Source organism: Enterobacter cloacae complex sp. GYL001, assembly GCF_049237125.1.
Taxonomy (GTDB): Bacteria; Pseudomonadota; Gammaproteobacteria; order Enterobacterales; family Enterobacteriaceae; genus Enterobacter; species Enterobacter hormaechei_C.
The window spans coordinates 133,088-147,329 of sequence record NZ_JBMKGW010000006.1; the positions used below are offsets into that span (position 1 = coordinate 133,088).

Annotated in this window: 12 protein-coding genes; 9 read left to right on the forward strand and 3 right to left on the reverse strand. The window is 52.3% G+C overall.

Annotated features, from left to right (window positions below; translation table 11 throughout):
* Positions 1 to 8: 8 nt before the first annotated feature.
* From cyoA to ACOTWU_RS13250, 3 genes are all read right to left on the reverse strand, one after another.
* Entirely contained in the window at positions 9 to 956 is a 948-nt protein-coding gene (cyoA, locus tag ACOTWU_RS13240) for a cytochrome o ubiquinol oxidase subunit II (RefSeq protein WP_006809886.1), read from the reverse strand.
* Between the two features lie 478 nt (positions 957 to 1,434).
* Entirely contained in the window at positions 1,435 to 2,910 is a 1,476-nt protein-coding gene (gene ampG, locus ACOTWU_RS13245; protein ID WP_045347526.1) for a muropeptide MFS transporter AmpG, read from the reverse strand.
* 45 nt (positions 2,911 to 2,955) lie between these two features.
* Positions 2,956 to 3,534: a lipoprotein gene (locus tag ACOTWU_RS13250; protein WP_003859052.1), complete on the reverse strand. Its 579-nt coding sequence runs from the start codon at positions 3,532 to 3,534 to the stop codon at positions 2,956 to 2,958.
* A 303-nt stretch (positions 3,535 to 3,837) separates the two neighbouring features.
* Between ACOTWU_RS13250 and bolA the strand changes: the two genes are divergently transcribed.
* From bolA to ACOTWU_RS13295, 9 genes are all read left to right on the forward strand, one after another.
* Entirely contained in the window at positions 3,838 to 4,155 is a 318-nt protein-coding gene (gene bolA, locus ACOTWU_RS13255) for a transcriptional regulator BolA (protein ID WP_003859051.1), read from the forward strand.
* Positions 4,156 to 4,486: 331 nt separating this feature from the next.
* Positions 4,487 to 5,785, forward strand: coding sequence for a trigger factor (gene tig, locus ACOTWU_RS13260; RefSeq protein ID WP_015571277.1), 1,299 nt, complete (start codon positions 4,487 to 4,489; stop codon positions 5,783 to 5,785).
* Between the two features lie 260 nt (positions 5,786 to 6,045).
* The gene (clpP, locus tag ACOTWU_RS13265) at positions 6,046 to 6,669 is read left to right on the forward strand and encodes an ATP-dependent Clp endopeptidase proteolytic subunit ClpP (RefSeq protein WP_006809880.1); all 624 of its coding nucleotides are present in this window, start codon (positions 6,046 to 6,048) and stop codon (positions 6,667 to 6,669) included.
* Positions 6,670 to 6,796: 127 nt separating this feature from the next.
* Entirely contained in the window at positions 6,797 to 8,071 is a 1,275-nt protein-coding gene (clpX, locus tag ACOTWU_RS13270; RefSeq protein WP_015571275.1) for an ATP-dependent protease ATP-binding subunit ClpX, read from the forward strand.
* 184 nt (positions 8,072 to 8,255) lie between these two features.
* The gene (gene lon, locus ACOTWU_RS13275; RefSeq protein WP_014882775.1) at positions 8,256 to 10,610 is read left to right on the forward strand and encodes an endopeptidase La; all 2,355 of its coding nucleotides are present in this window, start codon (positions 8,256 to 8,258) and stop codon (positions 10,608 to 10,610) included.
* A gap of 210 nt (positions 10,611 to 10,820) precedes the next feature.
* Positions 10,821 to 11,093 carry a nucleoid-associated protein HU-beta gene (gene hupB, locus ACOTWU_RS13280; RefSeq protein WP_002444653.1) on the forward strand — a complete coding sequence of 91 codons (273 nt, stop codon included), beginning with the start codon at positions 10,821 to 10,823 and terminating at the stop codon, positions 11,091 to 11,093.
* Between the two features lie 212 nt (positions 11,094 to 11,305).
* Positions 11,306 to 13,177: a peptidylprolyl isomerase gene (ppiD, locus tag ACOTWU_RS13285; protein WP_032670485.1), complete on the forward strand. Its 1,872-nt coding sequence runs from the start codon at positions 11,306 to 11,308 to the stop codon at positions 13,175 to 13,177.
* A 148-nt stretch (positions 13,178 to 13,325) separates the two neighbouring features.
* Positions 13,326 to 13,706: a helix-hairpin-helix domain-containing protein gene (locus ACOTWU_RS13290; RefSeq protein ID WP_110292619.1), complete on the forward strand. Its 381-nt coding sequence runs from the start codon at positions 13,326 to 13,328 to the stop codon at positions 13,704 to 13,706.
* Positions 13,707 to 13,803: 97 nt separating this feature from the next.
* Positions 13,804 to 14,202, forward strand: a complete 399-nt coding sequence (locus tag ACOTWU_RS13295; protein WP_059294829.1) for a YbgC/FadM family acyl-CoA thioesterase — start codon at positions 13,804 to 13,806, stop codon at positions 14,200 to 14,202.
* Positions 14,203 to 14,242 lie beyond the last annotated feature (40 nt).

Below are 14,242 nucleotides of genomic sequence, written 5' to 3' on the forward strand. Positions count from 1 at the left end.
TCGGCCCCTTAGTGAGCGGTTTCCGCGTGGCTCATGTCCATGCCTTCCATACCCTGGTGCGTGTTGTGCTCGCCTTCAGGCTGGGTCATGTCCATGCTCATGCCGTGATCCATAAATTTGCCAATAACGTCTTTGAACAGATTCGGTTTCACGTTAGAGAAGTACTCCACCTTGTTGTATTCGCTAGGTGCAGCCACTTTTTCGAACGCCGCCATGTCAGACATGGTGTTTGGAGACTGCTTCGCTTTTGCAACCCACTGGTCGAAAGTCGCGCGGTCTGGCGTAGCGATAGCTTTGAACTTCATACCCGAGAAGCCCGGGCCACTATAGCTGGCGGAGATACCGTCGTAGGTGCCTGCTTCATTCGCGATCAGGTGCAGGTTAGTCTGCATACCGGCCATCGCGTAAATCTGGCTGCCCAGACGTGGGATGAAGAAGGAGTTCATTACGGAGTTGGAGGTCACTTTGAACTGAACCGGAGTGTTCGCCGGGAAGGCGATTTCATTCACGGTAGCAATGCCCTGTTCTGGATAGATGAAGAACCATTTCCAGTCCATGGAGACCACTTCAATGGTAATAGGTTTTTCATCGTGAACCAGCGGTTTGCTCGGCTCAAGTGCGTGAGTGGTTTTCCAGGTCAGTACAGCAAGGAACAGGATGATCAGAATAGGTACCGTCCAGACCACAGCTTCCACTTTATTGGAGTGTGACCAGTTAGGGCTATACTTCGCATCTTTATTGCTCGCACGATACTTCCAGGCGAAACCAACAGCCATCAAGATGGCAGGAATAACCACAATCAACATCAGGCCAAAAGCCGTCAGTATCAATGAACGTTGTTCCAGTCCAATCTGTCCTTTGGGGTCTAGTAGTGCAGAATCGCAGCCACTGAGTAATACAGTGCCTGCGAATAATGACAACCATCCCAAACTTTTATTGTATTTCCTGAGTCTCATTTAACGACCTCAATTCCACGGGAGTCTGGTGGCGTTTAAAGTGTGGGGGCATTTTACGGGAAGGTTACATTACTGTAAACATCATTAGCCCTGTGTCAGGAAGGTGTTACCGGGTTCTGCCGCACATGTCACAAGTGTTGCAAATTATGTCGCGTTTTCCGGGGGAAGCCGCACGGAGCGGGCGTTATAACGAAAGGGTGCCCCAGCATACCGCAAAAGGGACAATTGGTATAACCATTGTGAAAAATACACAAATAATTAACAATTAATTATCAATAAAAAGACAACTAAAAAACGAAAATTCAATCTTTCGAATGCTGAATCGTTTAACGGAAAATAGCGTAGCGAAATAAGCTCCAATAATTTCCGAATGCTATCCCGCACAAAACAACAAATATTTTTTTTGCCGATGGCGGTTATTTCGCCGTTATAATTTCGTGTCGTTATTACAACGGGAAATAACCTTTCGCTTTTTACTTCATGTCATCTGCGTTTTCCGCAATGACATGAAATCCAGCATCCCACCGGTCAGGATACCCACGATAGCGAGTAACACCCCTGCATCAAGCAGCTGGGTTTCAAACGGAAGCGACAAGGTGGTCGTCGCATTCAAGATGAGTACCGCGAGCCACACTACCAGCGCAAGACAACCAGCCATCAGCAGACGCAGGGCAAACCGATAGGCAGCCTGATATTCCGTGCGCGGCATGAAGTGTTCCGTCCGCTGGGTATATTCCAGCGTCTGGCGACAGACCAGCAGCAATAAAATCCCCGGCACCGCCGCCACCACCGAGAAGAGATAAAACGTCGGCCAGCCGTGAGCTTCAACAAACCAGCCCGCGACGGGGCCAACGTATACGCGCCCGACGGCAGAAAGGGCAGACAGTAGCGCAAATTGGGTGGCGGAAAATGACTTATTGCACAGCGTCATCAGCAGGGCGACAAATGCCGCAGTGCCCATACCGCCACACAGGTTTTCAAAGAATACCGCCGTCGCCATGCTGATCATATGCTTGTCGGTGATCGACAGCAGCCAGTAACCGGCATTCGATGCGCCCTGAAGGATGCCGAAGATCAGCAGAGCGCGGAACAGCGACAGGCGCTGCATCAATACGCCGCCGTACAGCGCGCCGACGATCGTGGCAAACAGTCCCAGGGTTTTGTTCACCACGCCGACTTCGCCCGCATCAAACCCGACGCCGCGGATCAGGAAGGTGGTGGTCAGACTCATGGCGAAAGCGTCGCCAAGCTTATAAAGGACAATCAGCAGCAGGATCAGCCAGGCATTATTGCGACCAAAGAAGTCGCGGAGCGGTGCGGCGACGGCCTGCTCCAGCGAGCGGGGGACCGGAATCACATCGCTCGGTTCAGGCGCGAATAGCGTGGCAATAATGCAGGGGATCAGCAGAGCGGCCATCAGCCAGTACATTCCCTGCCAGCCGAGATAGCGGTCGGCAAGCCAGAGGGCCAGCCCGCCGGAAACCAGCATACCCAGGCGGTAGCCAAGCACGCTAATTGCCGCACCGGCGCCACGCTCTTCTGCTGGCAGGACGTCCGTCTTCCAGGCGTCAAAAACAATGTCCTGCGAAGCGGAGCAGAAGGCGATGACCACCGCAAGCGCGGCCATCCAGCGCAGCTGTGTTGACGGCTCAAGGAAACCCATTGCGGCAATGGCCAGCAACAGCAGCACCTGCGTCATCACTAACCAGCCGCGACGGCGCCCGAGGAACGGTGGGGTATAGCGATCCATCACCGGCGACCACAGGAACTTAAAGACGTAAGCCTGGCCGACGAGCGAGAAGAAACCAATGGTTTTAAGATCGATGTTCTCAACCGTCATCCACGCCTGTAACGTGCCGGAGGTGAGCGCAAGGGGTAAACCGGAGGCGAAACCAAGGATCAGCAGAATAGCTGATTTCGGTTGCTGGAAAATGCGTAAGTAGTGACTGGACATGTTCTTATGAACTGACCCGGTGAAGCACCGGGTCAGTCAGCAGGATTAACGGGCGTTCTGCTTGATGAAGTCGTGAATGCTGGTGTCCTGTGCCATGTCGGCAATGGTATCAGTCAGCACACTGTTAACCGCGTCAGCGATATTTTTGTTGGAGGCCTGGAATGCGCCTTCAACGGAATAGCTTGCACGGTAGTTTTTGTTCATTTTATTGCCGTTCTTCGCGGTAGCAATGATGGCGATATCGGCTTTGGTCGCAATGTTGTAGCGAACGTTACCCTGGGAGACGTCAGCGTACAGGTTGTTCACGATGATTTGCAGATCAACCGCGCCGCTTGGGCCAATCATGTAGCCACGGGAGGTCATCTGTTTCTCCAGCACTTCCTGCAACAGGAAGCGCAGGTCGCGGGAGGCGGTCAGCGTGACCTGCTGGTTGTCGCGAGTCACTTTCGCCAGCGCCTGGTCCTGACGCTGATCGGCGCCATTAATGCTGACCGTGACGCCCATCAGGCTTGGATCCTGCTGAGGCAGGGTAATTTTTGGTGAAACGTCAATGGTCGTCGGCGGAGTCGCGCAGCCAGCGAGCATAAAGAGTGCTACCAACGGAAAGAAGAGTTTTTTTAACATTTTCGGGTTCTCAACGAATCGTAAGCAAAGAGAGAAAAATTGCCGCCATCATAACATCGCTAACGGCCAGGGGAAGTGGTCAACGCATGTAAATTCATCGCCTTGTCCGAAAACTGACCACCTTTCCGCTTTTCTCTGCCTGTAAGTGACAAAACGTATGAACCTCATAGTGAACTTCATTCGTTTGGATGAGAAAATCAGACGAAAGCTAAATATTTGTTGTCAAGGTGTAATGGAACCGGTAAAAGCGGCTAATATTGAAAGGGATGGGTGACACCTTAGCGTTGTCGGAGGAGTGATTTCATGATGATACGTGAACAGATAGAAGAAAAATTAAGGGCAGCGTTCAACCCTGTGTTTCTCGAAGTTGTCGACGAAAGCTATCGTCATAACGTGCCGGCAGGTTCTGAAAGCCACTTTAAAGTGGTTCTGGTCAGCGATCGCTTCACGGGAGAACGTTTCCTGAACCGACACCGCTTGATCTACAGCACCTTGACGGAAGAACTCTCCACAACCGTACATGCGCTGGCGCTGCATACCTACACCATTAAGGAATGGGAAGGGCTACAGGATACGGTATTCGCATCACCGCCTTGTCGGGGTGCAGGCACCATCGCCTGATAAATCGGATTTGCAACCGCCGGAGTTTTTCCAGTATGTTGCTTACAGATTTCGTCAAAACGGCCTTCGGGCCGTTTTGTTTTGTCTGAGTTTTGAGCGGATGGCGCGTTTTTAAGGCTAAAAATAGCCTTAAAGTGTGAAAAAAGCCGCAGCAACATGCTCCAACCGTTCTCGACTCACCTAAGTGATGCCGCTATAATGCCGCGTCTTATTGAATGTCTTCGGGATGATTCTGGCGACAGGGAATGTGAATCTGCACATAAGAGAGCATCCCGGTATAACAGACAGATTCAGAGTTGACCGAGCACTGTGATTTTTTTGAGGTAACAAGATGCAAGTTTCAGTTGAAACCACTCAAGGCCTTGGCCGCCGTGTAACGATTACTATCGCTGCTGACAGCATCGAAACTGCTGTGAAAAGCGAGCTGGTCAACGTAGCAAAAAAAGTACGTATTGACGGCTTCCGCAAGGGCAAAGTACCAATGAATGTTGTTGCTCAGCGTTATGGCGCTTCCGTGCGTCAGGATGTGCTGGGTGAACTGATGAGCCGCAACTTTATCGACGCGATCATCAAAGAAAAAATCAATCCAGCCGGCGCGCCGAACTACGTTCCAGGTGAATACAAGCAGGGCGAAGACTTCACCTACTCCGTAGAGTTCGAAGTGTACCCGGAAGTTGAGCTGAAAGGTCTGGAATCTATCGAAGTTGAAAAACCGATCGTTTCCGTGACTGACGAAGACGTTGACGGCATGCTGGATACCCTGCGCAAGCAGCAGGCGAACTGGAAAGAGAAAGAAGGCGCTGTTGACGCGGAAGACCGCGTAACCATCGACTTCACCGGTTCTGTAGACGGCGAAGAGTTCGAAGGCGGTAAAGCGTCTGACTTCGTACTGGCGATGGGCCAGGGTCGTATGATCCCAGGCTTCGAAGACGGTATCAAAGGTCACAAAGCTGGCGAAGAGTTCACCATTGACGTGACCTTCCCTGAAGAATACCACGCTGAAAACCTGAAAGGTAAAGCAGCGAAGTTCGTTATCAACCTGAAGAAAGTGGAAGAGCGCGAACTGCCAGAACTGACCGAAGAATTCATCAAGCGTTTCGGCGTGGAAGATGGTTCTGTTGCGGGCCTGCGTACCGAAGTGCGTAAAAACATGGAGCGCGAGCTGAACGGCGCTGTACGTAACCGCGTGAAGTCTCAGGCGATTGAAGGTCTGGTGAAAGCGAACGACATCGACGTTCCTGCTGCCCTGATCGACAGCGAAATCGACGTTCTGCGCCGTCAGGCTGCACAGCGCTTCGGTGGCAACCAGCAGCAAGCGATGGAACTGCCACGCGAGCTGTTCGAAGAGCAAGCGAAACGTCGCGTTGTTGTCGGCCTGCTGCTGGGCGAAGTGATTCGTACCCACGAGCTGAAAGCTGACGAAGAGCGTGTGAAAGGCCTGATCGAAGAGATGGCTTCTGCATACGAAGATCCATCAGAAGTGATCGAGTTCTACGGTAAGAACAAAGAGCTGATGGACAACATGCGCAACGTCGCACTGGAAGAGCAGGCTGTTGAAGCGGTACTGGCGAAAGCGAAAGTGACCGAAAAAGAGACCTCTTTCACCGAACTGATGAACCAGCAGGCGTAATTTTGCCCCGACGGTTTAAAGTTTGAACAAAAAACCCGTTGCCCTCCGGCGACGGGTTTTTTTTATCACAGCTTTAGTGCTGGAAGGGTGCTAAAACGCCCTTTCAGTGTTAGCGTTACAACAAAACGTTGTTATGCTTGAAATAGGGCATGACGACCCCCATTAGTATGTAATCACGATGATTGAGACTGGCTGATAATCCGTCCATAAGGTTACAATCAGTACAGCAGGTGTTTTCAATTTTGAACCAGGAGACGGAAATGTCATACAGTGGCGAACGAGATAACTTTGCACCCCATATGGCGCTGGTGCCAATGGTTATTGAACAGACCTCACGCGGTGAGCGTTCTTTCGATATCTATTCCCGTCTGCTCAAGGAACGCGTTATCTTTCTGACCGGCCAGGTGGAAGACCATATGGCTAACCTGATCGTGGCGCAGATGCTGTTCCTGGAAGCGGAAAACCCGGAAAAAGACATTTACCTGTACATCAACTCGCCAGGCGGTGTGATTACGGCGGGCATGTCAATTTATGACACCATGCAATTCATCAAGCCGGATGTCAGTACCATCTGTATGGGGCAGGCGGCATCCATGGGTGCTTTCCTGTTAACCGCAGGGGCGAAAGGTAAGCGTTTCTGCCTGCCTAACTCCCGCGTGATGATTCACCAGCCGCTGGGTGGTTACCAGGGCCAGGCGACGGATATTGAAATCCACGCCCGAGAAATTCTGAAAGTAAAAGCGCGCATGAATGAACTTATGGCGCAGCATACGGGTCAACCTCTCGAGCAGATCGAGCGCGATACCGAGCGCGATCGCTTCCTCTCTGCACCAGAGGCAGTTGAGTACGGCTTAGTCGACTCCATTTTGACCCATCGTAATTGATGCCCGCGACGCGAGTGTGCCGCTATACTAAGGTAGGGCGGAACGTTGCCTGTAAGCAGCTTGCGTCTGAGAATGGCATTTGCGTCGTCATGTGCGGCACATAGAACTTAAAAAGAGGTTTGGACTCATGACAGATAAACGCAAAGATGGTTCGGGCAAACTGCTGTACTGCTCTTTTTGCGGCAAAAGCCAGCATGAAGTGCGTAAACTGATTGCCGGGCCGTCCGTGTATATCTGCGACGAATGCGTCGATTTATGTAACGACATCATTCGCGAAGAGATTAAAGAAGTCGCGCCGCACCGTGAGCGCAGCGCGTTACCAACGCCACACGAGATTCGCCACCACCTGGACGACTATGTCATTGGTCAGGAGCAGGCGAAAAAAGTGCTGGCGGTGGCGGTATACAACCACTACAAACGTCTGCGTAACGGCGATACCAGCAATGGCGTAGAGCTGGGCAAAAGTAACATTCTGCTGATCGGGCCTACGGGTTCTGGTAAAACCCTGCTGGCGGAAACGCTGGCGCGCCTGCTGGATGTTCCGTTCACCATGGCGGATGCCACCACCCTGACCGAAGCCGGTTATGTGGGTGAAGACGTTGAAAATATTATCCAGAAGCTGCTCCAGAAGTGCGATTACGACGTACAGAAAGCCCAGCGCGGGATCGTCTATATCGATGAGATCGACAAAATCTCCCGTAAATCAGACAACCCGTCGATCACCCGTGACGTCTCGGGCGAGGGCGTGCAGCAGGCGCTGCTGAAGCTGATCGAAGGTACGGTTGCGGCTGTTCCACCGCAGGGTGGGCGTAAACATCCGCAGCAGGAATTCTTGCAGGTTGATACCTCCAAGATCCTGTTTATCTGTGGTGGTGCGTTTGCAGGCCTGGATAAAGTGATCTCTCACCGTGTGGAAACCGGCTCCGGCATTGGTTTTGGCGCAACGGTGAAAGCCACGTCTGAAAAACCAAACGAAGGCCAGCTGCTGGCGCAGGTTGAACCGGAAGATCTGATCAAATTCGGTTTGATTCCGGAATTTATCGGCCGTCTGCCGGTTGTGGCGACCCTGAACGAACTGAGCGAAGACGCGCTGATTCAGATCCTGAAAGAGCCGAAAAACGCGCTGACCAAGCAGTATCAGGCGCTGTTTAATCTGGAAGGCGTTGAGCTGGAATTCCGTGACGAAGCACTGGACGCGATTGCCAAGAAAGCGATGGCGCGTAAAACCGGTGCCCGTGGCCTGCGTTCTATCGTAGAAGCAGCATTGCTCGACACGATGTACGATCTTCCTTCTATGGAAGACGTTGAAAAAGTCGTGATCGACGAGTCCGTCATTGGTGGCCAGTCCAAGCCGTTACTGATTTACGGTAAACCGGAAGCGCAGCAGGCATCTGGCGAATAATTCACCATTTCATACAATCAGTTAATCAAAAAGGGGGGATTTTATCTCCCCTTTACTTTTTCCGTATTCATGGCGTTGAATGTATGGGAAACATCCCCATATACTGGATTACATGTTAATGGTTGTGTGAAGCACAGTTACATGACCAGTTTACCTGGCGGACACTAAACTAAGAGAGAGCTCTATGAATCCTGAGCGTTCTGAACGCATTGAAATCCCCGTATTGCCGTTGCGCGATGTGGTGGTTTATCCGCACATGGTCATACCCTTATTTGTAGGGCGGGAAAAATCTATCCGTTGCCTCGAAGCCGCCATGGATCATGATAAAAAAATCATGTTGGTCGCGCAGAAGGAAGCATCAACGGATGAGCCGGGTGTAAACGATCTTTTCACCGTCGGGACCGTGGCCTCTATTTTGCAGATGCTGAAGCTGCCAGACGGCACCGTGAAGGTGCTGGTGGAAGGCTTACAGCGTGCGCGTATTACCACTCTGTCAGACGATGGCGAGCACTTCTCTGCGAAGGCAGAGTACCTTGATTCACCGGAACTTGATGAGCGCGAACAGGAAGTGCTGGTACGCACCGCGATCAGCCAGTTCGAAGGCTACATCAAGCTGAATAAGAAAATCCCACCTGAAGTGCTGACGTCGCTGAACAGCATCGACGATCCTGCACGTCTGGCGGATACCATCGCTGCGCACATGCCGCTGAAGCTTGCTGACAAACAGTCCGTGCTGGAAATGTCCGACGTTAACGAACGTCTGGAATACCTGATGGCGATGATGGAGTCTGAGATCGATCTGCTCCAGGTTGAGAAGCGCATTCGCAACCGCGTCAAAAAGCAGATGGAAAAATCGCAGCGTGAGTACTATCTGAACGAGCAAATGAAAGCCATTCAGAAAGAGCTCGGCGAGATGGACGATGCGCCGGATGAAAACGAAGCGCTGAAGCGTAAGATCGACGCGGCGAAGATGCCGAAAGAGGCGAAAGAGAAAGCCGAAGCTGAGTTGCAGAAGCTTAAAATGATGTCTCCGATGTCGGCAGAGGCGACCGTCGTGCGCGGCTATATTGAGTGGATGGTGCAGGTTCCGTGGAATGCCCGCAGCAAGGTCAAAAAAGACCTGCGTCAGGCGCAGGAAATCCTCGATACCGACCACTACGGCCTGGAACGCGTGAAAGACCGCATTCTTGAGTACCTCGCGGTACAAAGCCGTGTGAACAAGATCAAAGGCCCAATTCTGTGCCTGGTAGGGCCTCCAGGCGTGGGTAAAACCTCTCTGGGCCAGTCCATCGCCAAAGCGACCGGACGTAAGTATATCCGTATGGCGCTGGGCGGCGTACGCGATGAAGCGGAAATCCGCGGTCACCGCCGTACCTACATCGGTTCTATGCCGGGCAAGCTGATCCAGAAGATGGCGAAAGTGGGGGTTAAAAACCCGCTGTTCCTGCTCGATGAGATCGACAAAATGTCTTCGGACATGCGTGGCGACCCTGCGTCTGCACTACTGGAAGTGCTTGATCCAGAACAGAACGTGGCGTTCAGCGATCACTACCTGGAAGTGGACTACGACCTGAGCGATGTGATGTTCGTGGCGACCTCCAACTCCATGAACATTCCGGCCCCGCTGCTGGACCGTATGGAAGTGATCCGTCTCTCCGGTTATACCGAAGATGAGAAGCTGAACATTGCTAAGCAGCACCTGCTGCCGAAACAGATTGAGCGTAACGCGCTGAAAGCCAACGAGCTGACCGTCGAGGACAGCGCGATTATCGGCATCATTCGCTATTACACCCGTGAAGCGGGCGTGCGTAGCCTTGAGCGTGAAATCTCCAAACTGTGTCGTAAAGCGGTGAAACAGCTGCTGCTGGATAAGAGCCTGAAACACATTGTGATTAACGGCGACAATCTGCATGCGTACCTTGGCGTTCAGCGCTTCGACTACGGTCGTGCAGACAACGAAAACCGCGTTGGTCAGGTGACCGGTCTGGCATGGACGGAAGTGGGCGGCGATCTGCTGACCATCGAAACCGCCTGTGTCCCGGGCAAAGGCAAGCTGACCTACACCGGTTCACTGGGTGAAGTGATGCAGGAGTCCATCCAGGCGGCGCTGACCGTGGTGCGCGCGCGCGCGGAAAAACTGGGTATCAACCCGGATTTCTACGAAAAACGCGACATTCACGTTCACGTTCCGGAAGGGGCGACGCCGAAAGATGGCCCAAGCGCGGGTATTGCCATGTGTACGGCGCTGGTTTCCTGCCTGACAGGGAACCCGGTTCGTGCTGATGTGGCCATGACCGGTGAAATTACGCTGCGTGGTCAGGTACTGCCTATCGGCGGGTTAAAAGAAAAACTGCTGGCGGCACACCGCGGTGGGATCAAAACCGTATTGATCCCTTACGAAAATAAACGCGATCTGGAAGAGATTCCGGACAACGTTATTGCCGATTTGCAGATCCATCCGGTGAAACGCATTGAGGAAGTTCTGACTCTCGCACTGCAAAATGAACCGTCCGGAATGCAGGTTGTAACCGCAAAATAGTGACCTCGCGCAAAGAGCGCCAATAAAAACAAGGCTGGTAAGTCATTTCGTACTTGCCAGCCTTTTTTTGTATAGCTAATTTAGATTGCTGATTGGGTTAGCCATCAACAACGGGTGTTGTAAGGTCATAGCAGGACTGATATAACTGCTGCGCGGTCGCGCTGTGAAGGATTCAGGTGCGATATAAATTATAAAGAGAGGAAGAGAACAGTGAATAAATCTCAACTGATTGACAAAATTGCTGCGGGTGCTGATATTTCTAAAGCTGCAGCGGGACGTGCTTTAGATGCTTTAATTGCTTCTGTTACTGAATCTCTGCAAGCTGGGGACGACGTTGCACTGGTAGGCTTCGGTACTTTTGCGGTTAAAGAGCGTGCAGCCCGTACTGGCCGCAACCCTCAAACCGGTAAAGAGATCACCATTGCTGCCGCTAAAGTGCCGGGTTTCCGTGCAGGTAAAGCGCTGAAAGACGCAGTAAACTGATTGCTTTCCCGCTCCAGGGAAGCTGAAAAGTACAAGGGCGCATCGTTTGATGTGCCTTTTTTGTTTGTCCAGACCTGATTTGTGCGAGTTTATGCGAGTTGTGGGCTGACAATTGCCCTGTTTTCTTGTCACAATACGCCTTTACGCGCGACGGTCAGGATTTTCCGTCAGCGTCAGGTAACCAGTCACCTACAGCGGAGTGTTGTTACACCATGATGGACAGCTTACGCACGGCTGCTAACAGTCTCGTGCTCAAGATTATTTTCGGTATCATTATCGTGTCGTTCATATTGACCGGTGTGAGTAGTTACCTCATCGGCGGTGGCGCGAACTACGCCGCAAAAGTGAATGGCCAGGAAATTAGCCGTGGGCAGTTCGAGAACGCTTTTGCTGGTGAACGTAACCGCATGCAGCAGCAACTGGGCGACCAATACTCTGAACTTGCAGCCAACGAAGGCTATATGAAAAACCTGCGTCAGCAGACGCTGAACCGCCTTATCGACGAAGCGCTGTTGGATCAGTACGCTAAAAGCCTGGGTCTGGGCATCAGCGATGAGCAGGTTAAAAAAGCCATCTTCTCGACGCAGGCTTTCCAGTCTAATGGGAAGTTCGACAACGCGCGTTACAACAGCATTGTTAACCAGATGGGTATGACGGCTGACCAGTACGCTCAGGCGCTGCGTAACCAGTTGACCACGCAACAGCTGATCAACGCGGTGGTGGGCACCGATTTCATGCTGAAAGGCGAAACTGAAGAGCTGGCGGCACTGGTGGCGCAGCAACGCGTGGTGCGTGAAGCGACGATTGATGTCAACGCACTGGCAGCGAAACAGCAGGTTAGCGACGCTGAAGTTAATGCTTACTACGAGCAAAACAAGAACAACTTCATCTCTCCGGAACAGTTCCGCGTAAGCTATATCAAGCTGGATGCAGCTGCGATGCAGGAAAACGCGACTGACGCCGAGATCCAGTCTTACTACGACCAGCATCAGGATCAGTTCACTCAGCCGCAGCGTAACCGTTACAGCGTGATCCAGACCAAAACGGAAGCAGAAGCGAAAGCCGTGCTGGACGAGCTGAACAAAGGCGCTGATTTCGCCACCTTAGCGAAAGCAAAATCCACCGACATTATTTCTGCCAAAAACGGCGGTGATATGGGCTGGCTGGAAGAGTCCACTACCCCGGACGAGCTGAAAAATGCAGGCCTGAAAGAGAAAGGCCAACTGTCTGGTGTAATCAAATCCTCCGTTGGTTTCCTGGTGGCGCGTCTGGACGATGTTGTGGCGGCGAAAACCAAGCCGCTGGCTGACGTTCGTGATGATATCGCTGCGAAAGTGAAGCAGGAGAAAGCGCTGGACGCCTTCTATGCTCTGCAACAGAAAGTGAGCGATGCCGCAAGCAACGACAACGAATCACTGGCGGGTGCTGAGCAGGCTGCTGGCGTTAAAGCGGTTGAGACGGGCTGGTTCAGCCACGAAAACCTGCCGGAAGAACTGAACTTCAAACCAGTTTCAGATGCCATTTTCAATGGTGGTCTGGTCGGTGAGAACGGTACGCCGGGCAGCAACTCAGACATCATTACCGTTGACGGTGACCGTGCGTTCGTACTGCGCGTCAGCGAGCACAAAGCCGAGGCAGTGAAGCCCCTGGCGGAAGTGAAAGATCAGGTGGTGGCGCTGGTCAAACACAACAAAGCGGCACAGCAGGCAAAACTGGATGCAGAGAAAATTCTGGCCGATCTGAAAGCCGGTAAGAACGATGCGCTGAAAGCGGCTGGCCTGAGCTTTGGCGAAGCAAAAACGCTGAGCCGTACCGGTCAGGATCCTGTCAGCCAGGCGGCGTTTGGCCTGAGCCTGCCGGCGAAAGACAAACCTGTCTATGGTACCACGACCGATATGCAGGGTAATGTGGTGCTTCTGGCGCTGGATGAAGTAAAAGCCGGTACGCTGCCAGACGCGCAGAAGAAGGCCATGGTTCAGGGAATTACCCAGAACAATGCCCAGATTGCTTTCGAAGCGATGATGAGCAACCTGCGTAAAGAAGCCAAAATCAAACTGGGTGATGTGGTCACTCAGGAGCAATAATTACGTATCTGCTCGCAGATTTTAGTAACGCTCTGCAAAAACTAAAGGCCGCTTTCGCGGCCTTTTCCATTTCTGCAATCTGTTGTTTGTCCCTGTTTTCCCGTGCGGTTATCGTGGCGTGGCTGTCAACAAACAAGGAGAAAACAGCATGAAATGTGGAATCAAAGCACTGTTAATTACACTGGCTATTGCCACTTCCGGGATGAGTGCGGGCGCGCTGGCGGCGTCCCCCTCGGTTAAAGCGCAGGCTGCACAAAACCAGGCCGATGCAACGTCACAAGGTCATGTTAAAGCCAACGCGACGGCCAGCACGAAAGCCATTGAGGACGAGGGTACGCGGGTCAGTATCAATACTGCCTCTGCGGACGATCTTGCCCGCGTTATGAATGGTGTGGGTCTAAAAAAAGCGCAGTCCATCGTCAGCTATCGTGAAGAGTATGGCCCTTTCAAAACCCTTGACGATCTCAAGCAGGTGCCGGGTATGGGCAGCGCGCTGGTTGAGCGCAATCTCGCACACCTGACGCTGTAATCGCGTAATCACTTGCACTGCGGCAAAAATTTGCCAGGATAAAGAGGTCATACCAGTTATGACCTCTGAACCTATAACAACGAAAGGCTATTGCGCTATGCAGACACAAATCAAAGTCCGTGGTTATCACCTCGATGTTTACCAGCACGTCAATAACGCCCGCTACCTTGAATTTCTTGAAGAGGCGCGCTGGGACGGTCTGGAGAACAGCGAAAGCTTCCAGTGGCTGACCGCACACAACATCGCGTTTGTGGTCGTCAATATCAACATTAACTACCGCCGCCCGGCTGTGCTGGGGGATGTGCTCACCGTGACCAGTGAGGTCCAACAACTGAATGGCAAAAGTGGTGTATTGAGCCAGGTCGTTACGCTGGAGCCAGAAGGGCAGGTGGTGGCCGATGCGCTGATCACCTTTGTCTGTATCGATCTCAAAACCCAGAAAGCGTTGCCGCTGGAAGGGGAGTTGCGCGAAAAGCTGGAGCAGATGATCGCGTAAGAAATGTTCAGGGATAACTGTGCTGTCGACACTTACCGTT